Here is a 21,359-nt window from a genome sequence, read left to right on the forward strand (position 1 = left end):
GGCGGCCCCTTGCAGGGCGGCGGCTGCGACGGCGGTGCCGAGGTCGAACTTGCGGGGTTGCATCTGGCCGAACTGCTGGGCCGTGTCGGCCACGCCCGAGGCGATGGTCGGGGAGTTGACCGGTCCCCACGTCGCGGTGCCGACGATTCCGAGGACGTTGGTGGGGACGCCGTTGAGAAGCGTCCACGAGGGCGGGACGATCTGGACGATCAGGTCGGGGACGAGCAGGGCGTTGGTGTTGATCTGCCCCTGTTGGACAATGGTCATGGGTGGCTCCTGTTATTCGACGGTTTCGGTCGGGTGGTCGGACGGGACGACGTGGTGGGCGTGTTCGCCCGCGAGAATGGCTTCTATTTCGTCGGGGTCGGTGATCCGCGCGCCACGGTCGTGGCCGGCGAAGGGGTTGGTGACGACAAGCACTCGGGTCATGGCGGTTCTCCTGTTAGAATGAAATCGATTTGAGGGTCGGGGCATCGGGGTCAAGTCCTCCGGCGATGTTGATGGTTTCGACGACCGCTTCCGCCGCGTTTTGCGCGACGGTCGTGCCGTACTCCACCGAGTAAAAGAAGTCGCGGCGGTAAAGGCCGCTCTTTTGCGAGGCGTCGTCGACGTGCGTGCGCTCGTAGCGAAGCCGCCCGTCCGTCCCGTCGCACAGGGACAGGAATGTGACATCCGACAGCCCCGCGTCGAGGATTCTCCCGAAGGCGTCGCGGACGCGGGGGGAACCGCACCAGACGGTGATGACGAAGCTTTTCTTCTGCCGCTTGATCTCCCGGACCAGCCTTCCGACCGCCCCGACCCTCGCCGCGAGCGACGTGGCCCCCGGAATGGTGATGACCGGCCCGACGCTCGTGGCCGCAGTCAGTGAACTAATCATGGCGGCCAGGGCCGTGGCGACGCTGGTCGGCGTGTCCGTCGCCTGGAGCGGATGGACGAATCCCTGGTTGTTGACGATGACGGCGGCGTTGAGCGGGCAACTGGCGCTTCCTCCGACGGTCACCGTTTTCCCCGCGACCGTCATGGCCAGGGTGATGTTCGGGACCGGCAATTCCCGCCATTCGGTTGAGTAGCGGGTGAGGTTTTGCTCCGGGTCGAGCGGAAAGACCGAGATGTTGACGAAACCGGCCTTCAGGTCGGCGTCGAGGCCGGACGGGACGGGCCAGCCCCGGAACACCTTGCACTTGTCGCCGGTCGCCGAGGCCGCGCCGGTCCCGTTCGGGTAGACGATCCGGGTGACGACGGAGACGAGGACCGACTCGACGGCGCTGCAATCGGGCACGGGGCTAATTCACTGGTTGTTGACGACGGTGGTGAGGTACTTCAAGTCCCCGTCCGAGAGCGCCTCGCGCCAGAAGCTCATGCGCTTCACGAAGCCGTTGGTGGGCAGCAGGCCGGAGCCGTTGTTGGTCGCCCCCGTGCCGTGGGTCAGGCCGAGGTCGGTCTGGCGGTACTTGACCGTGGAACTGGTCGTGATCTGGCCGCCGTTGATGCAGATGGCCGCCCCCGTGCCGTCGAGCCGCACCGCGATCTTGTTCAGGGTGCCGATCCCGGTCACCACGCTGTCGGCGGAGTTGAAGCTTCCCCCCGCCGCCGTGACGTTGACGGGGCCGCCTCCCGGCGCGCCGGTGACGAAAATGTTGCTCACGTCGTCGCCGTAGATGATGTGGCTGCGAATGGTGTCGTAGTTGCCGCAGTGCTGGATCAGCAGGGTGACGGGCGTGCCGAAGTTGATGTCCTTGAGAAACCGGTATCCGTCGTTGACCGCGATGCCCGCCCCCGTTCCGGTGGCGTTGAACGCCATGTATTCGGGGCCGCGCGCCACCGCCGCCGTGGTGGTGAGGATGGGCGAGGTGGCGAACATGTTGCCCTCGCACTGGTTGAAGTCCACGGCGATCTTGTCGCCGGAGGTTCCGAGCTTGAAGCCCACCACGCAGGACAGGAGGCCGACTTGCGCGGGGACGGAAACCTGAGTGTAACCGGCGCTGTTGATCTGGCTGGTGACGTCGGTGTAGGTCACCCCGTCGAGCGTCATGTAGATGGTGCCCGTGCCGACGAGCCGCTTGACGCATGCCGAATAAACGTGGTTCTTCCAGGTCAGGTTGAACGTGGCCCCCGTGCCCGAGCCGCCGGTCACCGAAACCGGGTTGGACGGCAACACCGAGTAAGAGCCCTGGTTTGCCTCGGTGGCAAATGAAGCCGCCGTGACGACGCCGCCCGAAACACCGGATGCGGTCAGGGTGACCGCCGTGGTTGATGTGCCGCCGGTCACCACAAGGGAGTTGCCTTGCGTGTATCCTGTGCCGCCCGCGTTTACAGCGGCAATCCAGGCCGACTGCTTGACCGCAATGGTCTGGAGCACCGTGGCGTTGTTCGCCGTGGCGAGAATCGAACTTGCGGCGCTGGCCGAGCCGTTGGCCCCGGTCTGGTCCTTGAGCACGGTGGCGTTGGTCGCAACCCAGGCCGCGTTCGTCATGTCGCGGCACCACAGGGCGTAGTTGGTGAGCGTGCCGTAGCCCTCGGCCCACGCCCCGAAGCCGGTGCGGCGGATGCCCGCCTGGGGGAATGACTTCCAGATGCCGTCGGTGTCGGGCGCGAAATACGTCCCCGCCGCCCCGCCCGCGTTGCCGCCGCCCATCAGTCCGTACCGGACGGTCTGGCCGGAGGACGAGGCCATGCCGACGAAGCCGCCCCAGTAGCGGTTGCCCGCGAAGTCAAGGTCGTACTTGGCCCTCGGGTAGACCCAGCAGGGCGCGTCGGTGAGCGGGTTGTTCGCCCTCATTACTGGGCCAGTTCCAGGATCGGGGTGAACACCTCGCCGTTGCCGGGGGTGTAGGCCGCGCGGGCTTCGATCAGGTAATAGAGGTTCTGCGTGCCGGTGGCGGGCTTGAAGTTGATGACGCCGTTGTAGGGCGAGTTGTAGCCCATGGCGGAGTCGGTGAACACGTCGGTGATCGTGACGTCCGCGAAGCCGAGATAGCCGCTGGTGTTCGTCAGGTACGTTCCGCCGTCCCCGTTGGTCACGGTCGGCTGCGAGTTGTAGAAGCGGATGCGGAAAATGGCGCCCGTCGATCCCGCCACGGATTTCTTAAGGCCAACCCGCAGGATGGTGCCCGGAATGTCGTTGCCGATGGCGGCGGCGATGGTCGGGTAAGTGACGGAGCCGGCGGTCGTGCTGTTGGCCACAAGCTGCCCGGAGGCGTAGGCCGTGGTGTTGGCCGGGCGGGTGGTGGTGTTCCCGGTGACAGGACGGGGCGTGGAAAGGAATACGTTGTTCGTCGTCCCAGGCGTGGTCTGGTCGATGCCGACTTTTCCGATCAGGTTTGCGCCCGCCGGGATAGCCGCCTGACACGCCGTAAGAATGGAGGCGAGTGTTTGCAGCGACCGCTTGAACAGGGAGATCAAACTGAATGTGCCGGAGTCCGTCGTGGCCGCGGCGTCCGCCTTGGCGCCGACCGTCGCATCACTGCCGTCCGCGACGGTCACGCCGCCAACCACGTTGGAGCCAGCCCCGAGGACCGGGGCGGTGAGGGAGGTCAGTTGCGCGGCCGAGAGGACCACCGGCAGCGAGTTGCCCGCGACTTGCTGTCCGAGGGCGAAAGAAGCCCCTCCGACTTTCGTGACGTCGGCGGCGACGAGGTCGGTCGTTCCGTGCGCGGTCTGGTCCGTGGTCACCTTGCCAATGATGTTGGAGCCGGACGGAGTGGCGCCCTGCAGCGCGCCCAGGACGGACAGCAGGGTTCCCTGTGTCGCCGGGGCGATGATGGCGCCGGTGTTGTCGAGGATGGGGTGGGCGAAGGAGAAGTTCGTGCCGTCGGTGTAGGCGATGACGGGCTGGTTGGTTCCGGCGGCGTCCTTGATCGTGAGGGTCGTCTGGGTCCAAGTCATCTACATTGCTCCTGCTGCTAATCCGGAATTGCCGGTGTTTGAAAAATCGAATGTGCCGCCGGTCGTCGGGCCAGCGATCGCGGCCAGAAAATCGGCGATGCTCGCCACGCAGACCGCGTTGTTCCGCGACAGGACGACCGAGTCCGTCAGGAACACGGGCGAGACGCGCGGGGCGGCGGCGATGTTGTCTCCGGGTTCGCCCGGCGCTCCGGGAGGCCCCTGGAGGCCCTCTGTGCGGACGATGATCCTGGCGGGCGTTCCCGTGATGTCGGTCATATCGTTGTCGTCTCCTGAAGGACCGTGACGCTCCCCTGCATCAGGCGGACGGGAGCGCCGCCGGAGTCGCGGAGCTTCAGGTCGTAAACGTAAGTTCCCGGATTGAGCGGGGAGGTGTCGAAGTCGGGCGTGATCGCCCCGTTCGGGCCGTCAATCGCCAGCCCGCCGTTTTCGGTCGTCAGCGTGAGCAGCGCGCTGGGGTCGCCGATGTTGACCCGCACCTGCATGGCCGCCGTGCAGCCGGTCAGGTCGAGAGCGTTTCCGTCCGAGCCCTGGATCAGGTATGACTCGCCGAACGCGGCCCCCTGTTCGATGGTGATGTCCCAGCGTCCGGCGGTCATACGGTTGCCATGGAGGCGGTGATCCGGTAACCGAGGTCGGTCAGTTCCGGGGAACTCACGACGTAACGGCGTCCCAGATCGTCGGCAATCAGGTCGCCGTAAACCACCGGCCCGGCCGATGCGGGCATCAGGATGGTCCACCACGGGAGGCGGGTGTCGGCGGGCAGCCCGGCGTCATTCTTCTCGCCCTTGGTGCCCTGCAGGATGCTGCACGGGACGCCGGAGGCGAAGGGTGTTTCGTTTTCGGAGGTCATGCCGGAGTAGCCTTGCGCCCCGACGGTGTTGTCGGTCTGCACGCGGCTGAGCGTGACGGTGCGGTTGCACTCCACCACGAGGATCGGGAGCAGCGGCTGGAGGGCGGCGATGAAGAATGTCCCCTGCGGGCCGACCAGGTAATCTCCGGCCAGGAGTCCGTTCCCGTCAACCAGCGCGTACCACGTCGGTTTGCCGTATTTGTTCGGTTTGCCGTATTTCATGTCCTCGGCGTTCAGGGAGACGAACCGTGAGAACAGGACGGAGCCGGGGAAGCCGGTGTCGTCGGGCCTGCGGATGTCGAACATCGTCCCGAGCCGTCGGGCGGCCTGGGCGTATCCCCGCCAGACTTTGGATTGGATCAGCGCCTGGTTGGTCATGCCCGGACGACGCGGCTTCCCGTGGCCAGTTGCGGGCCGGGGGCAAAGCCCAGAAAGTTGCACAAGTCTCGTCTCAGCCAGTTAAAGAGGCTGACGCGGTCGCTCACTTCGCTCGAATTGCGGGTCCACACGGCGGCCTGGGCGGTGTCGAGGTTGTCGGCCGCGCCTTGAATCTCCTGTTCCCGGAGGGCAAGCGGCGTCAGATAGGTGTCAATGACGACGCCTTCCTCCTCCGGGCTGAGATGCGAGAGCCGGTAGTCGAGCGACAATCCCATGTAACTCACGGAACTATACACAAGCTCGCGGAAGGGATTGCTCGCGGAGTCGCCGGACACCGAATATCCCATCCAGCGGCGGCAATCCACGAGTTGTCGGGCTGTGAGCGCCATTTGCGTCAGGCGTGCTTCCAGCCGGCGGTTTTGTGGGCTTCCACGGTGGTCGGATGCACATGGAGGTGTTCGCCGTCCTTGCTCATCTTGACGAGGCCTTCGGTTGAGGCCTCTTCTTCGGCGGCTTTCGCCTCCGCTTCCGCCTTTTTCGCTTTTTCCTCGGCTTTCGCCCTGGCTTCATTCGCTTTCGCCTCGGCGGCTTTCGCCTCCGCTTTTTTTGCCTCTGCGGTGTTGTCTTGATTGTCTGCCATACGTGGTCTCCAAATGTTAAACGGGCGACCACTGCCCGGAGGCCGCGGTCACGCGTCGGGTGGGGAAATGATTAGCCGATCAGCGTCGTGATGTTGTTTGGCTTGATGGCGTTCGCGCCCCAGGCCAGACCGATCAGGAACAGTATCTGCTTGAACTGGCGATACACAGACACTTCAAATGTAATGCCGGAAATAGGGTCGGTGAGCAGCAGCACGTCGTCCGCCGCGTCCATCGGTTCGCCGTTCGGACCGAGGGGACGTGCCGGGGCGCGGGTGATGAGTTGGATGGCCGAGCGGGTGAACGCCAGATTCGGCGTGTAGCTGTTGCCGACAGTCATCGCGTTCGCGGTGGCGATGGTCGTCAGGGCGCCGGGAGCGCCGATGACGATTGTGCCCGGAGCGGCCACACCGGTGTTCACAACGTACTTGTTATTGGCGTCCGCCGCGAAGGTGACGACATCGCCCGCGAGAACCGTGCCGGTGCCGGTCACCAGCGCGATGCTGTTGACGCCGGGAGCGGTGGAGCCGGAAGTCACATACGACGCGCCCGTGCCCTTGGTGACCTGCTGGATGGCGTTGCTGTTGTGCAGCATGAAGCCATCAAGGGGCACCTCGGCAATCGAGCCGGTGCGGCGGAAGGCATCGCTGCCGTTTTCGTTGGCCTTCAACAGGATGGTCTGCTTGCCGCGCAGGTTGGCCACTGCGGCGGAGCCGAGCACGAGGTGCAGGTCGCTTTGAGGGCAGCCGTTGTCGTCGAGGATTTTCCTGACTTGGGCGGCGTCCGACAAGTCGCCTGCGGTGCCGAACGGGGCGGTGCCCGCCGTGCCATACGCTCGTGACGCGCTTTGATAACCGGCGTTAAAAAGGTCGGTTTCAACCGCGTTCACGATGGTGCGGAAGCCCTGCTGGAATTGCTGGGAGAGAATGCTGTCATATGTGCCCGCGTTCTTGATTCCCTTTTGCTGCTCGCCGTTCCAGCGCACCGGGTAACTCTTGCTCTTTTGAATGGTCATCGGCACGTTGCCCACGGTCTGGTCGCCATTGTCGGGCGAGGTGACGGCGGGGGTGTTGTCGATCAGCGTGCCGGGCTGGGTGATCGGAACGAGGATGGACTCGTTGAGCGCGGCGCGTTCGGCCGAACTGTTTCGGGTCACGGCGGGGATCATCCCCACCATCTCGCGGGACACAACGTCCAGGGATTCGTAGAGGACCGGAATAAGGCTCGTGAGGGTGTTTGCCATGGTATTGTTCTCCTTTAAAAGAAAACCCCGCCGGGATTGGCGGGGAGTTGCGGGTTAAAATTGCCCCGCCAAAGCGGGGGTTTCCTTAGTCGACGATTTCTGATTCGCGGGCTGCCTTTGACTGCTCGACAGGTCCCATCGCGTCAAACGTCGCGCGGGTGATCTGCCTCTTGCCGCCGGCGCCGGCGCCGGAACCGCTTGCGCCGCCGCCGGAAGCCCCCGAACCCTTGAGGATGCTGTCCCGGTAGGGGTAGGCGTCCACGAGGATTTCCAGGGCTTCGTCAAATTCGGCGACTTCGCCCGGACGGGAGCGGCTGTAGACAAGGTTGCCGTCGGCGCCCTTCGCCCGGATCTTGCCGTCTTCGATGGTGAAGTTCGAGCCGAACCGGGCCTGCGCCAGGTCGACGGGGATGGCGAGCTTGTCGGCGATGAATTTGGACTTGCCGAACGCGCCTCCGAGTTTCTCCGAATGAAGCTCGTTTTTCACCGAGCCAAGCTCTTCCACGATGGGCCGGTACTTCTTCTCCTGGGCTTTGAGTTGCTCGTCGAAGGCTTCTTTGGCCTCCTTCTTGACCCGCTCCACCTCCCCGGCGTCGATCAGCTTCTTGTCGTCGAGGTTGCGGACGGTTTCGAGCGCCTTCAGCGCCTTGGCCGGGTCTTCGATGCCCTCGAACAGCTTGAGCTTTGATTCGGCCGCTTCCTTGGCTTCGCGGTGCGCCTTCGCCTCGCCGTTCAGGCGTGCGATGGTGTCTTTTGTTGCCGGAGCGTCGAACGCAATTTCCTTGCCGTCCGCGTCCACATACACAGGCTTTCCGTCCTGCACGACAACCGCGCCTTTTTCGTCAAGTTTCAGTTTCATCGGTAGTCACTTTCTCGGGCATCCGCCCGTCTCGTGGGGTCATCCGACCCCGGTTGCACCGCTTCGCATCCGCTCTGCGGCAATTCTTTAAACGCTTACCTTCTCCTGCCGCTCCAAATCCGGCTTCTCCAGCTTCGCGGCGGCGATTTCCTTCTCCACGTCCACCTCGGGGCTGAGCGTGCCGCGCCGTTTAAGTTCGTTGAGCAGGGTGGCGTGGCTGAGGCTTCCGTCCGCCTTCATTTCGAACAGCAGCTTGGCCGAGGCCTCCGCGAGCGTCGCCACGCCAAAGTCGCTGAAGATCGAGACGTGGCCGCCCTCTTCCTCGCCGACGAACTTCGCCATCAGGTCGAGCGCCTGGTCGAGGCCGTCTTCGAGGGACTGCATGATTCGCTGCAGGTCGCACATGCCCTGCTCGTTGTCCGAGACGGTCTGCACCTCTGTCGTGTTGCCCGGTTTGATGACCAGCAGTTCGGCCCCGACCTGCCGCATCTGGTCTTCGAGGTCGAGAAGCGACATTCGACCGGCCTCGATGGCCTTGCCGGTGTGTTCGACGTATTTCATGTCGGCGTGCTCGCCGGACGCGGTGATGAGCGACCCCATCCCGACCACGATCTTGGTTTCCGGCCCCAGGTCCTTCGCGAACAGCACGGGCACGCGGGCCACATGCAGAATGGTCTGCTGGTCGCTCTTGCTCTGCCAGTGCTCCACGTTCATGTGGGCCAGTTCGAGCATCGGCGGGACGCCGGTCATGAAGCCCTTGCGGAAGCCATAGACCGGGATGAAGGGAATCACGTCGATGCTGGTGGTCCCGGCGTCGTGTTCGCTCCAGGCGTCCGCGCCAGAGGCCGTCTTCTTCTTGCGGTACACGGTCCACTTGCCGGGTTCCAGCACGCGGACCTGTTCGATCAGTTTTTCGCCGAACAACCCGTCATTCTCGTTCACGGCCTCCAGCAGGCGGAGTTGGGTGAGCAGCGTGTGGCCGCCCTTTGTTTCCGAGCGCCAGCCGAGGATGGCGTTATGCCGGACGTGGACGAAATAGGGTCGAACCCCGGCCCGTTGTTCGTCGGCGCGGGTTTTCACCCCGTCCGCCTTCGGGCAGTCCACGAGGATGCCGCACAGCCCGTACCCGAGGGCGTTCGCGCACAGGTCGGCCGCGAAGGCGTGCAGGTTGCGGCCTTCGAGATCGACGTTCTCCAGCCAGGTCCTGACTCGCTCCGGCACGTCCTCGCCAATCGTGATCGGCTTGCTGAACGGCTTGCCCGCCAGCACCGAAATGGTGCGCGAATAAGCCGGGAACAACGTCGCCGTGTCCCGCCGGGACTTGTAGGCTTGTTCGTCCTCGGCGGGCCATTGCGGCAGATGCCTTTTCCCGGCCTTTCGCATCGCCGCCGTGCCGCCCATCAGGTCTTCGGCCAGATTCCACGCGACAGACATCTCGGCCACCGTCGCCGACTGTTTGGCGACATCGTTCAGTTCATTGCCCGTCATTCACTCTCACATCCTGAGCGGGGTCACCGTTGCGGTCCCCGGTCCGTCAATCAATAATTCCGTCGCCGCCCACACGAGCGCGTCCACGCGGTTGGGGCTTCCCTTCGATTCGAGGGGCACCCATGTCACCATTTCGTCCTCCAGCCCGACGAACACGCCGCAGTGATGCATCCGTCCCTGTTCGTAAAGCGCCGCCACCGGCTCCGCTCGCGCCTGTTTGCCGCGCGAGGCATGCACCAGTTTGACCGGCGCGTTTCGGTCGACGACACGGATGGTGCTTTCCACCATCGCCCCGCCGAAATTCGCCTCGGCCACGATGCGGTCGGCCTTGAACTGCCGGTACAAGGCAACGGCCTTGCTCGCCCATGTCTCCGGCGTGTACCTGCCGGAATGGTCGGCCAGCACATATCCGTGTTTCTGGGCGTCGATGCCGACGACCACCAGCCCGACCTCGTCGTTCTGAATCCCGTCGCCGCCCGAGGGATCGACGGCCACCACGATCCGAACCATGACGGGCAATTCGCCCCGGCGGCGCAGGTTGTCGATCTGGTCGCGCTTCCAAAGCGCCCCCGGCACTTCGGCGCTGAAGGCTTCCTCGGGGGTGGCGGGGTATTCCCGCCGAAAATTGTGTATGCCGTTTAACTCGACGATCTTTGCCCGCCGCCAGGCGATTTGTCCGTCATCGAGGCCGTATGCGTCCTGGTAGGCCTTCTCGTCGGCGGTCGGCTCGAAGCCTTCGCCGGGTGTTTTTCGGTACTCGGGCTGCCAGAACCACGGGATGAACACGAGGATGTACTCGCCCTCTCCCCGCATCGCGGCCGCGCACATCGCGTAGAACAGGCCGCTGCGGCCGTTGGAGGTGCTTTCGAGAATAACCTCCGTGCCCGGCTCGTCGGGAACGGCTTGAAGCGCCCCCGCGACGTGCGTGTCGGCGTTCTTCCAATAAGCCACTTCCGAGCCGTGGAAGAGTTGAATCGTGTCGCCGCGCCCCACCCCGACGCTCCCGGCCGTGCCGACCTTGTAGCCGCTGTCGAGCCTGTCGAAGACCAGTTCCTTGGCGTTCGACGCCCGGAGCGAAGGCCGAAGGACCGGCGGGCAATGCTCGTAAAATCTTTTCGCCATGCCGAACAGGTTGTTCGTGGCTTCGTCGAGATGCGTCAGGATGAACGCCTTGAGGCCGCCGAAATGCGTGACCTTATGGAAGAACCGCCCCTCGGTGTAGGTGGAGCACCCCTGCTGCCTGCCCTTCAGAACCAGCGCGCGGACCTTGCCGGTGTTCGCCCGCTGTGTCTCCAGTCGGGCGTGCAGGTACAGTTGGGCCTCATTTAGCCGGAAGGCGTGGACCTTGCCGCTTTTCGAGCGGATCGTCAGGCAGCGGGGGGCGTAAAACTTGAAGTCGTCCCGGAATCGGAGCCTGAGTTCCCGTTCACGCGGGTTCATCGGCCAGTTGTTTCAGCGCGTCCTCATGGGTCAGGCCGAGCCGTCCGCTGAGTTCGAGCTTTGCCTTCTCCCCGAATAATTCCGGGTGCTGTTGGGCGGCCAGTTTGAACCGGGCTTCCACGCGCAGTTTCGACCTCGCGACATACTCGCCGTTTAGCACCTCCTGGCCGCGCACCTTCTTCACGTCGCCGCTCGAATCGTCGGCGATGTCGAGGATGTCATCGACCAGCGCATGAGCCTGGGATTGACGCGCGTGTGCGTAACTGCCCGAAAATGCCTGGTATGTCTCATCCCCACGCTCTCCCTTCACGACCCATAGCAGGACTGTCGATCGGGTCGGCATTTCTTCGGCAAGGCAGATGCTCGAAAGGCTCAGGCCTTCAGCGAGCAGCGAGCAGATCGTGTCGCCGAGTTCGACGGTGTAGCTGGTCGGGCGTCCAACCTTGGCGGGTTTCTTGGTCATGTTTGTTTCGTGGCTGTTTGATACCGGGCTGTGGCGATGGCGTCCTTGTCGGACTTGAGCTTCGCTTACTGTGGCCGGCCCGGCAGGCGGCCAAACTGTGGAAATGAAAAACCCCGCTCTGGGCGGGGCAAAATCAGGTCGAGCGAAATCGACTTGTTAATTTTTTATGCCACGGCCCGTTTGTTCGCGCAAGAACTATTTGCGTTTATGATTGATCTTTTATTTTACGTCCGCGTCTTGCGGCGGCCCTCGGCGGGTTGGCCGGGTCGATGAATCCCATCGGCGGTTTCGGGCGTGAGTATGGCTGGCCAGTGTGGTCGTAGATCACGACCGGCGACTTCTCCTCCTCGTAAACCGTTAGTTGCGGCAGTAATGGCTCGTCATACCACCAATTCATCACTGACCCTTCGCCTGTTGCTCGTTCTCCCTGGCCTGCTTCTTCGCCTCCCAAAGCTCCCGCACGGACGCGCACAGGGAGTCGAACGCCGAGACAACCGCGTGGGCATGCCTGCCGTATGCGAAATACAGGCGCGGGTCAGCCGCCTCGTCGCAAATCTCCCGCAGCAATCGCTGGGCGGTGTGGCCTCTCACTCCCCGTAATGCCCGCAGGTAGTCGGTGTCCTCCATGGGCACGGGCTTGTCCCCGGCCTCCTCTGCATCGTCCCGCCTCACAAGCAGCATCCCGATTTTGTACCCGACCGGGGAGAGGAACAGCTTCCGCATGGTGATGAGTTGAACGCCGTAGAAGTGGTGGTCGGAGGCGATGATTTCGTGGTTGTAAAGCTGGTCGATCAGGAGGGGAGCTTCGATTTCGGCCCGGCATATCTTGTCGTGGCGGTCCTTGGAGTAGACCATGCCCCGTCGGATGGCGATGTGCTCCGGGATGAGGTCCTCCGGCTTGCCAGTTTCGTCGTTGTGCATCCGGCCCATCCCGTTGTGGTTCAAGGAGGAGTCTGCCACAGCCGGTAGGGTAGCGCAAGCGGGGATTTATGGGTTCTTTATTCCCGGCGCTGCCATGGTGCGTTGGAGATGCTCGGCTTCCGAACCGTAAACCGGCTCCCAAACTTTCCGGCTCAGAGTGTGGATGCCCTGCGCGCCCCGGTGGTGAAAATGGCACAAAGCGATGACCATCATGTGGTCTTTCCGTCCTCCGGCTCCCGTGCCGCAATGGTGTATTTCCGGGTGCGGGGCTTTGCAGACGGAGCAGCCGAGGCTTCGGACGCGCTCCCAATGCTCCCGATGGGCTTTGGCGGGCTGGTTACTCCGCCTGTGCTTCTGGCCTTTCGGAGTGACGGGGCGTCCAGTGAGGTTCATGTGGCGCCGCGATGGCTTTTCCAATCGAACACGACCAGCTTCCCGCCGTTCTCCTTCATCCGGTCGATCACACGCTCCCCCGCATACTCGGTCAGCGCGGGCAGGGCCAGGTTGCTGATGAGGATCGTCGGCAGGAGGGCCTCGTAGCGTTCGTTCACGATCTCGAAGAGGATGTTTTTTTCAGAGTCCGAGCCGTACTGGATGCCAATTTCGTCGAGGACAAGCAATTCCGGGGCGGCGAATCGGGAGAGCACCTCCTGCTCGGTCTTGCCGGAATCACGGCGGTAAGTGTCCTTCACCATGCGAAACGCCCTTCCGACGGTCATGTATGCGGCCGAGAGGGCATGCTTTCGGATGACGTGCAGGGCAATCGCGCAGGCGAGGTGCGTCTTTCCGGTCCCCGCGTTGCCGCACAGGATGAGCGAGCTTCCCGTCAGCAACCTGTCCGGGAATTCGGTGGCAAAATCCCGGCAGGTGGCGAGGGCCTTGCGGCTTTCATCGTCGTCGGCCTGGTAGTTGGTGAACGACCGTCCTTCAAATCTCGCGGGGATCGCCGATTTTGCGAGATGGTTGCGGATCTGGTATTCCTTCGCCTCCCTCGCGCGAACGCCGTTTCTCTGATCCTCGGCTCGTCCCCCCGAAGAGAGGCGTTCTTCGTCGCAACTGCCGCAGGTCGGGCTTGCCCATTCCTCGGTCAGGCGGACGACCTTGACCCGTTGATGCCCGTGTGCGGGGCAGGTGAAATCGACTTCCTTCAAGTCGCCAAGTTTCCCGTCAGGCGACGATGAATCCATCGGTCCCTGCCCGATAGTCCTGGGCTGCGAAATTGCCGTGTTTGGTTGCTGGCCGGTCATTTTTCAGTTCTCCTTTTGGCAGTGGTGTGTTTCTCCGAAGTTTTGCGTTGGCGATGTCCTGGGTGAATAACCCCCAGCCCCTCGGCTGGATGCCCTTCTCGTGCAGTCTTTTGATCTCGGGGATGATGTCGAGGTCGATGTCCGCCCCTCCGTCGAGCCATTGGTGAATCGCGCTGGTCGATTGCGTCGCCAACTGCGGGAAGACGGCACAGCCGTAGTCGTAAACCCGCTCGAAGCGTGTCTTCACGCCCGCGCCTGAGTCATCGTCCCCGTTCTCTGTCTCTGCTTTTGTCTCTGTCTCTGTCTCTGGGGTAGCGTTTTGCTTTCGCTCTGCTAGCAAGTTGCTAGCATTGTGCATCACCTCTATAAATCCTTTTTCGATCAGTGGCTTGATCGCAGTCCTGAACTCTTCGACAGTGCGACGCAAACGAAATGCAATCTCTTCGTCTGAGCCAGCTATCACCCCGCTATTCAGGTCTTGGTTTTCGCTTGCTAGCAGCCAGAGCATTGGTGCTAGCGCTCTGCTAGCGTCTGGAAGTGAGTGGAAGCGGAAGTTGTCGAGGAGTTTCTTATGGAGACGTATCCACGGTGGACTGCGATCCTTGTAGTGCTGAAATTCCCCCCAGTCTTTCACTCGGTAGTGTTGCATAGGCCATCCCCAAGCTGTTCCAGTGTTAAATGATGTGATCCGACTGTTTTGTTGTAGACACCCCCTTCGCTTTTAAGCAATAGAACTAGAGATGATTCGAGACGGACGCGCTGGAGATCAGAATCGGAATACAAGAGCACGTGCCATGCGAAGACTGACTTGCCATGCGCGTTATAATCAGCCTGAAGTTCCGGGTGGTCGTGGCGATTTGCTTTTAACCGTGATTTGTGTTGTGACTTGCGTTCGGCAAGATTTCCAGTAGCCCCGATATATACCCGCCCATTCGCCGAGCATTTGATCGCGTACACGCCGCCGCGAAGCGGCGTCAAGAGTTTACCGCCGTAATCAGTTTGGCAAGAGTTTTCGCGCGTGGCTTGGTCTTGCCTGACTCCCATCGCCAAACAGTGCATTTGTGCTTTCCAGTTATTTTGCATATTTGCGGCTCGCTAAAGCCTTTTTCCTTCGCAAGCCTCAGTATCTCTTTAATGTCTATCATGTTTGGCCTATTGCATTTCTGTTGTTGACACCGATTGCATATCAATATATTGTTCTCACAATTAATAAATATAGTCAACGCATAAATGGAGCATCAACATGACCAACATAATTCGCCCGGTTATAGAGCCTGGTATCTACTTCGACATGGATGAGGCGACGTACCACGCGGCCGAGGGGCTGTCGTGCAGCGGCATCAAGCACCTCACCGTGTCCAAGCTGAACTACTGGCACAAGAACCTGAACCCCGACCGCGAGCCGGAAGACGACACCGGGGCCAGGCGGTTCGGGAAAGCCGTCCACTCCCGCGCGTTGGAGCCGGAGCGATTTGACCGCAACTTCGTCATGAAAATCTTCCCCGAGGATTATCCGGGCGCGCTGGTGACCGCCGACGACATGAAGGCCTTCCTCGAAACGAATGGCCTACCAAAGTCGGCCAAGAAGAAGTCCGACCTTATTGATCGCATTGTCGCCAGCGGCCTGCCCGCGGTGATCTGGGAACACGAGTTGGAGCGTCACGCCGCCGAACACGAGGGCAAGACGTTCCTCGGCTCCGAAGAGTCGAAGAAAATCGCCGCCGCCGCCGCCGTTTTGGCGGAAGACCCCTGTGCGAAGGCCGCGCTGAGCGGTGGCATGCCCGAGGTGTCGTTCTTCGTCCGCGACCCGGAAACCGGCGTGATGCTCAAGGCCCGCATGGATTACGTCCGCCCCCGGTCAACCGTTGACGTCAAAACATTCTCCAACTCACGGGGAAAACCTATTGAGAAGGCGATTTACGAGGCCATTTTTTACGAGGCATACCACCTTCAATGCGTCTTTTACAACCTGGTGCGCGAACTGGCCCGTCGGCAACTCGCCGCCGGAGAGATTCGCACCCATGGCAATGTGAGCGAGCAGTGGCTCAAGGAATTCACCGAAACCGAGGGACACGGGTTTGTGCTGATCTTCATCGAGTCGTCCGCCCCGTATGACCTGCGCATCGTGCTGATGAAGGAGGCAGAGGCGGCCGGGGCCGACCTGAACGTCTACTGGTCGTCGGCTCACATGCGAATTCACGACATGAAAATTCTCTATGCCGGATGCCTGGAAAAGTACGGCGACAAGCCGTGGCGTGACAACGTGCTTCCGCACCAACTCGAAGACACCGATCTGCCAATGTTAATGTTTAGCTAGTCAACCAACTGAAAGGAATATTTATGAATCAACTCGTGGTGTTGGAGCAACTCAAGCCGCTCGAAATTTTCACGCCGGAAGGCGTCGATGACATCCTCGCCAAGCTCACCAAGGAAGCCCGTTCGCACGTGCTCGACATTTCCACCGAGGCCGGCCGGGACCACATCCGCTCGCTCGCGTACAAAATCGCCCGCTCGAAAACCCATCTCGACGACATGGGCAAAGACCTCGTGGCCGATGCCAAGGACAAGATCAAGCTGGTCGATGCCGAGCGAAAACGCATCCGGGACTCTCTTGACAGCCTGAAAGATGAAATCCGCGCGCCGCTCACCGAGTGGGAGAACCGGGAGCAGGAACGCGTTAAGGCGCACGAAGCCGCACTGCTCGGCTTTCATGCCGCCGCGAATTTCACCGGGCCGAACCCGCCCTCAGCCGAGGTGCAAGCCCGCCTTGACGGTTTGGAAGCCCTGCATGCCCGAGACTGGCAGGAGTTCGCCAAGCGTGCAGAACTCGCCCGCGACACCGCCCGCAAGCAGTTGAGCGATGCGCTGGCCGCCAGCCAGAAGCACGAGGCCGAACAGGCCGAACTGGAGCGCCTTCGTCGCGAGGACGCGGAACGCAAGCAGCGCGAGCGCGACGAGCAGATCAAGGCCGAGGCCGCCGCGAAGGCCAAGGCCGAGGCCGAAGCACAAGCCAAAGCAGTTGCGGAGGCAGAGGCTGCCAGAGTGAAAGCGGAAGCTGATGCGGAGGCCGCGCGCGTCAAAGCCGAGATGGAAATGGCCGAGCAGGAGCGCCAGAGACTTCAACGCGAGAAGGAGGCGGCGGAAAGGGAGATCGCCGAAGCCGACGCCCGCGCCCGCAAGGCGGAGGATGATCGCTTGGCTGCCATCAAGAAAGCCGAGGCCGATCGGAAGGCTGCAGCCGTACAAGCGGAACGGGACAGGCTTGCGGCCGAGGCGAAAGCCGCCGCCGATGCCAAAAACGCCGCCGAGAAAGCGGCCCGTGAAAAGGAGGCGGCGGTACAGGCCGAGCGTGATCGAGCGGAAGCGACCCGGAAAGCAGAGCAGGAAGCCACAGCGAAACGCGAGGCCGACAAGAGGCATCGGGCGAAGGTGAACAACGAGGCGCTTGAGGCGCTGAATGCGGTGATGGCCGGCGACGGGTTACTCAGTGCCGGGGCCGCCGCAAAGGCGGTCGTCGAATCTATCGCCAAAGGCCTGATCCCACACGTCAAAATCAGCTATTAGGAGATTTTCATGTCTTTTGCCATCACACCCGCCAAGCGCAAATCCGTCCCCATGCTCATCAGTCTGGCCGGGGTTTCCGGCTCGGGCAAAACCTATTCGGCGCTTCTTCTCGCGGCCGGACTCGCCGGGAAAGGCTCGGTCGGTTTCCTTGACACCGAGAACGGGCGGGGGAGCATGTACGCAGACAGTCCCGGCATCATGTCCGCGCTGCCGGACGGCTATGAGATCGCCGAAATGAAAGAACCCTTCGCGCCCTCCCGGTATTCGGAGGCGGTCGATGGGTTTGAGAGGCATGGATGCAAGGTGCTGGTGATCGACAGCATGACGCATGAGTGGGAGGGACACGGCGGTTGCTCGGACATCGCCGAGAACAACAAGATGAAGGGAACGCCCAACTGGATTCTGGCGAAGCGGGAGCACAAGCGGATGATGAATTGCCTCCTCGCATCGGGCATGCACCTGATTTTCTGCCTCCGCGCCCGTGAGAAGATCAAGGTCATGAAAGACGCCAACGGCAAAGATCAGTTCGTTCCAATCGGTTTGCAACCCATTCAGGAGAAGAATTTTACGTTCGAGATGACGCTTTCTTTGCTCCTCGAAGAAGGGACCCATCGGCCGATTGTCACCAAATGCCCCGAGCCTCTGCTCCCGCTTTTCGCCGGAGAGCAACCGCTCGTCACGAAGGAGATGGGCAGGAAGTTGCGGGCGTGGTCCGAGGGCGGCGCTCCCGCCGAGGAAAACCCGGACGTTCTCTTCAAACAGGGCACAGAGTACGCCGCCCAAGGCACAGTCTCGTACACGGATTTCTGGGAGACTCTGACGGGGAAGCAAAAAAAGCTTCTCCTGCCGAAGCACGACGAGAACAAAGAACTGGCTCGAATGGCGGACGAAAGGCAAAAACCAGCCAATGTCGCCCCGGCCGCCGGACTTGATTATTAACCAACCAAACAGAAAGGAATCATTGCATGAACACACCCATCGGACACAACAAAGCAAAAGTCGGCGGCGTTGCTGTGGATCAGTTGCGCAGCGTAATCGCGAGAATCGAGAAGCTGTCTGAAGAAAAGGACGGGATCGCCGCCGACATCCGCGACGTGTTCGCGGAGGCCAAGGGAAATGGATTCGACATAAAGGCGATCCGCACGATCCTGAAGATTCGCAAACAGGACGCCAGCGAGCGTGAGGAGGCCGAAACCATCCTCGACACCTACATGCACGCCCTCGGCATGATTCCGCAACTCGAAATGTTCGATGATGAGGAGCAGGGGGAATGAGTTGCTTTGATGATATTCCTGAAGATCGTGAGCCGTCCTACCCTTGTCGAGACTGCGACGGCAGTGGCGAAGTGTTCGTAAAGCGAGATCGTCAGGGGCGGGTGGACTACCTATCGGGCCGGGTCGTCAACAACGAGACAACCCGCTGCGACCGCTGCAAAGGCGAAGGAATCGAGCCATGACCCGGTACTCCTATCCCGTCTCCCGCAAACACCACGCCTACTCAATGGCCATCGACTTCGGCATGAAGTTCGTAACAAGAAACGGGTTCTGGTCGCCGGAGGGGTTGATGGGCATCACCGGGTCGGGCGGATACCGGATAGTCGTTGCGGATGAGAGCCACCCGCTGATGCAACCGCGAGTCGGGGACATTATCCGGTGGATCAGTTCCTGCGGGGAGCCATGGGAGGAACTTCATCACCGAGTTGTCGCCCATGGCAGCCCTGATCTTCACCTTTACGACATTGATGCTGCAAAACGAACTCTTGCGAAAGCCGTCCTTCAGAGTTCGATTTCCGAGCGCAACAGCATTCCATTCCACTGGCCGGATTGCGAACCTTTATGACGCGCCCCAGCCCGACGGGCCTCTACTGTTGCGGCTGCCAGAAAGACGTTCCGGCGAGGCTCACCGACGGCCGCGAGGTTTATCCTCATCGCCCCGATCTGTTCGGCCTGACGTTTTGGAAGTGCGACACATGCGGCAATTACGTCGGTTGCCACCACAAGACCAAGGACCGGACACGGCCCCTCGGCAACATCCCGACGAAGGAACTGAAGAACGCCCGCCAGCACATCCACCGCATCCTCGACCCCATCTGGCAGAAAGGGAAAGTGCCACGGGGCAAGCTATACGCGAAGATCGCAGAGGAGCTTGGGATTGCGGAGTATCACACAGCCGAGATCAAGACGGTCGAAGATGCCCGGAAGGTCTACGCCATCGTGAAACGACTTGCCGCTTGAATGACGGTCAGGACGTCAGCAACTCCACCAGCTTCTCACGTGCGGCACTTTGCCTGTTCAGTGCGTCCCGAAACCGCCTGTCGTGATCGGTGTTCCCGGCGATGCGGTTTTGCATCACCTCACGGAAGTGCTGTTTCGCCGCAGCATATTCTTGCCTGGCCACTTCGAGCCGGTTGTGTTCGTGACAAAAGAAGTCTTCGAGCACCTTGGCGGTCACGGCTTCACGCGCCAGTTCGGCGGGCCAACTTGGTCTTGCCCGTTCGCCGCCCTCACCCTGTTCGCCTCGCGCACCATGTCCGGGGCGCTGACTGGAACCCCGTCCAGGAAATACCCGCTCGTGCGTTCCTCCAAACGCTTGCCCAGCGTAATTCTGGCAGCCACGAGTGGGTTGTTCTCGTCCATGCCCTGCGGCGGTAACGGTTCGGCGGGCCTTCTGACATTGCAATCCTTCCTCGGCAATCCGAGGCCGAGACGTTGGCGGGCGCGGCGAATCGTCTGCCAACTCATCCCCATGCGCTCGGCGATTTGCTGGTCGGAAAGCATGCACTGGAAGAGATGACGGACGGATTTGTCGTGCAGGTCAGGGTAGTAGCGGGTCATTTGCCAGTTCTTTCGCGGTATGCTTTGCGTTTTTCGAATAGAAGTCCGGTTCCCGGCTTCGCCCGCCATTCCGGCATACCATCCTCTTCAATCTTCCTCGCTCTTTCGCGGACAAAATCCGGGTCGAATCCTGCGGTGTCGCACCATGATTCAAAATCCACCTGGAAGCGGCGGTCAAAGAACCAACGCCTCGCGTCGTTTTGATACTTGAAGCGTTCGCTGGCCGGGCAACGACCCTTCCCGCTCAAGTCTTCCAGCATCGTCAGGATTTTAGCTTTCGCAAGGTTCTCCTCATTGCTTGATGCGGTGTCCTTTCCAGTCAGCCAAACAGCCTCCTCTTTCGCCACGCCGTAAGCCGTTGGCTTGTTTTGCCCGATGCCAGCAGCGTGGCGGGCCGGACACACCGTAACACCGCGATTCCTAATGAACTCCTGCACCTTGTCCTCCTCTACGCCCCGGCTTTCGACGGGGCTTGGGCTTCCCCCGGTGCGGCAGCCCTCGCTTCCTTTAGCCGCGCCTGCGTTGCTCGCATACGGTCTGCCTGCATCGCCTTGCGTTCTTCTGACCACGGCGCGCGCGGTTTTTTCGGAGTCGGTTCCTCGATGTGAATTTCAGGCGTTGCCGGGATTGCAGCCTTGGCGAGCTTGTCGTGAATCGGAGTATTGCCGGAAATCTCCTGACGCATCTCCGGCTTCAGCTTTTGCATGGCCCCGATTATGGCGTCAATCGCCTCGCTGATTTCCTTCGGCGGGTTCTGGGCGAGCAGCCAGCCTTTCAGCAGCCACGCAGGCTCAATCGACACGACGCCCCTCCTTTGACCTGACGCTCCGCTCGGGTTCATACCCCTCTGCAGCCATGGGCGGGCACATCAACGGCTTCGTCCCGTCCGGGTCGATCTGCGCCATGAGCATGTCCGCAAGCGCGAGCACCTCATCGGAGAAATCTGTTTTCAGGGGGCGAAGGGGGAAGCGTTTGGCGTACCAGGCAGACAGGCAGGGGGTGAGGTCGCGGCGGCGACTCACGGCTCACGACCCGCCGAACTGTTCATGTTCAGAAGCAGCAACATCGGCCACATATTTCCTATCGACCAGCATAAGAAGCATATGACCGCCAGAGTTGCCATGTTCTCAAGATATGCCCAGCGATTCATGCCTCGACCACCATCTTGAGCTTGCCGCCAGCGATCAGCTTGGCGGCTGCGACCGCGTTGCGCCGGTTGGCGTAGTCCTGCTTGCCCTCAAGAAGCACTTTGCCGTTCTTGGCGCAAACCTCCAAAAACCACTTGTCGCCGCCGATGTATTTTCTCACCTGTACTTTCATAATGCATCTTTCTGTTGATGTTGAAGCTCGCGTTTCTTCCTCGGCCCCGACCTTGGCGGCTGCCATAGGTCGGCGGCCCTCTTCTCGAACCAGTATGCCCCCGCAAACAGTTCGGGTTTCGGCCCTTGCCCCTTCTGCACCCAACGGTGAACGCTTTTGACATGCACCCCTTTGAGGGCGGCTAATTCGCGGGCAGAGTAATAATCCT

At 61.6% G+C, this 21,359-nt stretch carries 32 protein-coding genes and 1 pseudogene; 7 read left to right on the forward strand and 26 right to left on the reverse strand.

What is annotated here, in order from left to right:
* The 21 genes and pseudogenes from BGIM_RS66545 to BGIM_RS68365 all read right to left on the reverse strand — a co-directional run.
* A pseudogene (locus BGIM_RS66545) lies at nucleotides 1–267 on the reverse strand (phage tail protein); the annotation flags it as partial.
* Between the two features lie 12 nt (nucleotides 268–279).
* The gene (locus BGIM_RS63225; RefSeq protein WP_020472364.1) at nucleotides 280–429 is read right to left on the reverse strand and encodes a hypothetical protein; all 150 of its coding nucleotides are present in this window, start codon (nucleotides 427–429) and stop codon (nucleotides 280–282) included.
* A 13-nt stretch (nucleotides 430–442) separates the two neighbouring features.
* On the reverse strand, nucleotides 443–1,279 hold the full coding sequence (locus tag BGIM_RS52210) for a hypothetical protein (RefSeq protein ID WP_020472365.1): 837 nt from the start codon (nucleotides 1,277–1,279) through the stop codon (nucleotides 443–445).
* 9 nt (nucleotides 1,280–1,288) lie between these two features.
* The gene (locus BGIM_RS0124535; protein ID WP_020472366.1) at nucleotides 1,289–2,779 is read right to left on the reverse strand and encodes a hypothetical protein; all 1,491 of its coding nucleotides are present in this window, start codon (nucleotides 2,777–2,779) and stop codon (nucleotides 1,289–1,291) included.
* A complete protein-coding gene (locus BGIM_RS0124540; protein ID WP_020472367.1) occupies nucleotides 2,779–3,885 on the reverse strand; it encodes a hypothetical protein in 1,107 nt (368 codons plus the stop codon). Before BGIM_RS0124540 ends, BGIM_RS0124535 begins: the two co-directional genes overlap by 1 nt.
* Nucleotides 3,886–4,161 carry a hypothetical protein gene (locus tag BGIM_RS0124545; protein WP_020472368.1) on the reverse strand — a complete coding sequence of 92 codons (276 nt, stop codon included), beginning with the start codon at nucleotides 4,159–4,161 and terminating at the stop codon, nucleotides 3,886–3,888.
* A complete protein-coding gene (locus tag BGIM_RS52215; protein ID WP_020472369.1) occupies nucleotides 4,158–4,502 on the reverse strand; it encodes a hypothetical protein in 345 nt (114 codons plus the stop codon). Before BGIM_RS52215 ends, BGIM_RS0124545 begins: the two co-directional genes overlap by 4 nt.
* The gene (locus tag BGIM_RS0124555; RefSeq protein WP_020472370.1) at nucleotides 4,499–5,134 is read right to left on the reverse strand and encodes a hypothetical protein; all 636 of its coding nucleotides are present in this window, start codon (nucleotides 5,132–5,134) and stop codon (nucleotides 4,499–4,501) included. Before BGIM_RS0124555 ends, BGIM_RS52215 begins: the two co-directional genes overlap by 4 nt.
* Nucleotides 5,131–5,523: a hypothetical protein gene (locus BGIM_RS0124560; RefSeq protein ID WP_020472371.1), complete on the reverse strand. Its 393-nt coding sequence runs from the start codon at nucleotides 5,521–5,523 to the stop codon at nucleotides 5,131–5,133. The genes BGIM_RS0124555 and BGIM_RS0124560 overlap by 4 nt, the downstream gene beginning before the upstream one ends.
* A 5-nt stretch (nucleotides 5,524–5,528) precedes the next feature.
* On the reverse strand, nucleotides 5,529–5,774 hold the full coding sequence (locus BGIM_RS65990) for a hypothetical protein (RefSeq protein ID WP_020472372.1): 246 nt from the start codon (nucleotides 5,772–5,774) through the stop codon (nucleotides 5,529–5,531).
* Between the two features lie 71 nt (nucleotides 5,775–5,845).
* On the reverse strand, nucleotides 5,846–7,015 hold the full coding sequence (locus BGIM_RS0124570; protein WP_020472373.1) for a P22 phage major capsid protein family protein: 1,170 nt from the start codon (nucleotides 7,013–7,015) through the stop codon (nucleotides 5,846–5,848).
* Nucleotides 7,016–7,100: 85 nt separating this feature from the next.
* Nucleotides 7,101–7,874 carry a DUF6651 domain-containing protein gene (locus BGIM_RS0124575; protein ID WP_020472374.1) on the reverse strand — a complete coding sequence of 258 codons (774 nt, stop codon included), beginning with the start codon at nucleotides 7,872–7,874 and terminating at the stop codon, nucleotides 7,101–7,103.
* An 87-nt stretch (nucleotides 7,875–7,961) separates the two neighbouring features.
* Nucleotides 7,962–9,362, reverse strand: a complete 1,401-nt coding sequence (locus BGIM_RS0124580) for a DUF4055 domain-containing protein (RefSeq protein WP_020472375.1) — start codon at nucleotides 9,360–9,362, stop codon at nucleotides 7,962–7,964.
* A gap of 6 nt (nucleotides 9,363–9,368) precedes the next feature.
* Nucleotides 9,369–10,802: a phage terminase large subunit family protein gene (locus BGIM_RS58220; protein ID WP_020472376.1), complete on the reverse strand. Its 1,434-nt coding sequence runs from the start codon at nucleotides 10,800–10,802 to the stop codon at nucleotides 9,369–9,371.
* Complete coding sequence (locus BGIM_RS0124590; protein WP_020472377.1) at nucleotides 10,789–11,265, reverse strand: terminase small subunit-like protein; 477 nt, start codon at nucleotides 11,263–11,265, stop codon at nucleotides 10,789–10,791. The genes BGIM_RS58220 and BGIM_RS0124590 overlap by 14 nt, the downstream gene beginning before the upstream one ends.
* 205 nt (nucleotides 11,266–11,470) lie before the next feature.
* The gene (locus BGIM_RS63235) at nucleotides 11,471–11,662 is read right to left on the reverse strand and encodes a hypothetical protein (RefSeq protein WP_020472378.1); all 192 of its coding nucleotides are present in this window, start codon (nucleotides 11,660–11,662) and stop codon (nucleotides 11,471–11,473) included.
* Nucleotides 11,662–12,186: a hypothetical protein gene (locus BGIM_RS0124595; RefSeq protein ID WP_020472379.1), complete on the reverse strand. Its 525-nt coding sequence runs from the start codon at nucleotides 12,184–12,186 to the stop codon at nucleotides 11,662–11,664. The genes BGIM_RS63235 and BGIM_RS0124595 overlap by 1 nt, the downstream gene beginning before the upstream one ends.
* A 389-nt stretch (nucleotides 12,187–12,575) precedes the next feature.
* Complete coding sequence (locus BGIM_RS52240; RefSeq protein WP_020472381.1) at nucleotides 12,576–13,373, reverse strand: ATP-binding protein; 798 nt, start codon at nucleotides 13,371–13,373, stop codon at nucleotides 12,576–12,578.
* Nucleotides 13,354–13,941 carry a hypothetical protein gene (locus tag BGIM_RS52245; RefSeq protein WP_238537712.1) on the reverse strand — a complete coding sequence of 196 codons (588 nt, stop codon included), beginning with the start codon at nucleotides 13,939–13,941 and terminating at the stop codon, nucleotides 13,354–13,356. Before BGIM_RS52245 ends, BGIM_RS52240 begins: the two co-directional genes overlap by 20 nt.
* A 122-nt stretch (nucleotides 13,942–14,063) precedes the next feature.
* Complete coding sequence (locus BGIM_RS60520; RefSeq protein ID WP_390567422.1) at nucleotides 14,064–14,477, reverse strand: GIY-YIG nuclease family protein; 414 nt, start codon at nucleotides 14,475–14,477, stop codon at nucleotides 14,064–14,066.
* Nucleotides 14,408–14,578: a helix-turn-helix domain-containing protein gene (locus BGIM_RS68365; protein ID WP_162136288.1), complete on the reverse strand. Its 171-nt coding sequence runs from the start codon at nucleotides 14,576–14,578 to the stop codon at nucleotides 14,408–14,410. The genes BGIM_RS60520 and BGIM_RS68365 overlap by 70 nt, the downstream gene beginning before the upstream one ends.
* A 98-nt stretch (nucleotides 14,579–14,676) precedes the next feature.
* Between BGIM_RS68365 and BGIM_RS0124615 the strand changes: the two genes are divergently transcribed.
* Genes BGIM_RS0124615 through BGIM_RS0124640 form a run of 7 tightly spaced genes read left to right on the forward strand, consistent with a single transcriptional unit; the run spans nucleotide 14,677 to nucleotide 19,231 of the window.
* Nucleotides 14,677–15,750, forward strand: coding sequence for an exonuclease family protein (locus BGIM_RS0124615; RefSeq protein ID WP_157369380.1), 1,074 nt, complete (start codon nucleotides 14,677–14,679; stop codon nucleotides 15,748–15,750).
* 23 nt (nucleotides 15,751–15,773) lie between these two features.
* A complete protein-coding gene (locus BGIM_RS0124620) occupies nucleotides 15,774–16,997 on the forward strand; it encodes a coiled-coil domain-containing protein (RefSeq protein WP_020472384.1) in 1,224 nt (407 codons plus the stop codon).
* Between the two features lie 9 nt (nucleotides 16,998–17,006).
* Nucleotides 17,007–17,936 carry an AAA family ATPase gene (locus tag BGIM_RS52250; RefSeq protein ID WP_020472385.1) on the forward strand — a complete coding sequence of 310 codons (930 nt, stop codon included), beginning with the start codon at nucleotides 17,007–17,009 and terminating at the stop codon, nucleotides 17,934–17,936.
* A 26-nt stretch (nucleotides 17,937–17,962) separates the two neighbouring features.
* A complete protein-coding gene (locus BGIM_RS52255; RefSeq protein ID WP_020472386.1) occupies nucleotides 17,963–18,271 on the forward strand; it encodes a DUF2312 domain-containing protein in 309 nt (102 codons plus the stop codon).
* Complete coding sequence (locus BGIM_RS63240; protein ID WP_157369381.1) at nucleotides 18,268–18,453, forward strand: hypothetical protein; 186 nt, start codon at nucleotides 18,268–18,270, stop codon at nucleotides 18,451–18,453. Before BGIM_RS52255 ends, BGIM_RS63240 begins: the two co-directional genes overlap by 4 nt.
* Nucleotides 18,450–18,836 carry a hypothetical protein gene (locus BGIM_RS0124635; protein WP_020472387.1) on the forward strand — a complete coding sequence of 129 codons (387 nt, stop codon included), beginning with the start codon at nucleotides 18,450–18,452 and terminating at the stop codon, nucleotides 18,834–18,836. The genes BGIM_RS63240 and BGIM_RS0124635 overlap by 4 nt, the downstream gene beginning before the upstream one ends.
* A complete protein-coding gene (locus BGIM_RS0124640; protein ID WP_020472388.1) occupies nucleotides 18,833–19,231 on the forward strand; it encodes a zinc-finger-containing protein in 399 nt (132 codons plus the stop codon). Before BGIM_RS0124635 ends, BGIM_RS0124640 begins: the two co-directional genes overlap by 4 nt.
* A 7-nt stretch (nucleotides 19,232–19,238) precedes the next feature.
* On the opposite strand, the gene BGIM_RS0124645 is transcribed toward BGIM_RS0124640, so the two are convergent.
* From BGIM_RS0124645 to BGIM_RS63245, 5 genes are all read right to left on the reverse strand, one after another.
* Nucleotides 19,239–19,448, reverse strand: a complete 210-nt coding sequence (locus BGIM_RS0124645) for a hypothetical protein (protein WP_020472389.1) — start codon at nucleotides 19,446–19,448, stop codon at nucleotides 19,239–19,241.
* Entirely contained in the window at nucleotides 19,445–19,831 is a 387-nt protein-coding gene (locus BGIM_RS0124650) for a hypothetical protein (protein WP_020472390.1), read from the reverse strand. Before BGIM_RS0124650 ends, BGIM_RS0124645 begins: the two co-directional genes overlap by 4 nt.
* Nucleotides 19,828–20,268, reverse strand: coding sequence for a hypothetical protein (locus tag BGIM_RS0124655; RefSeq protein WP_157369382.1), 441 nt, complete (start codon nucleotides 20,266–20,268; stop codon nucleotides 19,828–19,830). Before BGIM_RS0124655 ends, BGIM_RS0124650 begins: the two co-directional genes overlap by 4 nt.
* 11 nt (nucleotides 20,269–20,279) lie before the next feature.
* Complete coding sequence (locus BGIM_RS0124660; protein ID WP_020472392.1) at nucleotides 20,280–20,633, reverse strand: hypothetical protein; 354 nt, start codon at nucleotides 20,631–20,633, stop codon at nucleotides 20,280–20,282.
* A gap of 344 nt (nucleotides 20,634–20,977) precedes the next feature.
* Nucleotides 20,978–21,217 (reverse strand): hypothetical protein, encoded by a 240-nt coding sequence (locus BGIM_RS63245; protein ID WP_157369383.1) that lies wholly within the window; start codon nucleotides 21,215–21,217, stop codon nucleotides 20,978–20,980.
* Nucleotides 21,218–21,359 lie beyond the last annotated feature (142 nt).

The sequence above is a fragment of the Zavarzinella formosa DSM 19928 genome, from assembly GCF_000255705.1.
Taxonomy (GTDB): domain Bacteria; phylum Planctomycetota; class Planctomycetia; order Gemmatales; family Gemmataceae; genus Zavarzinella; species Zavarzinella formosa.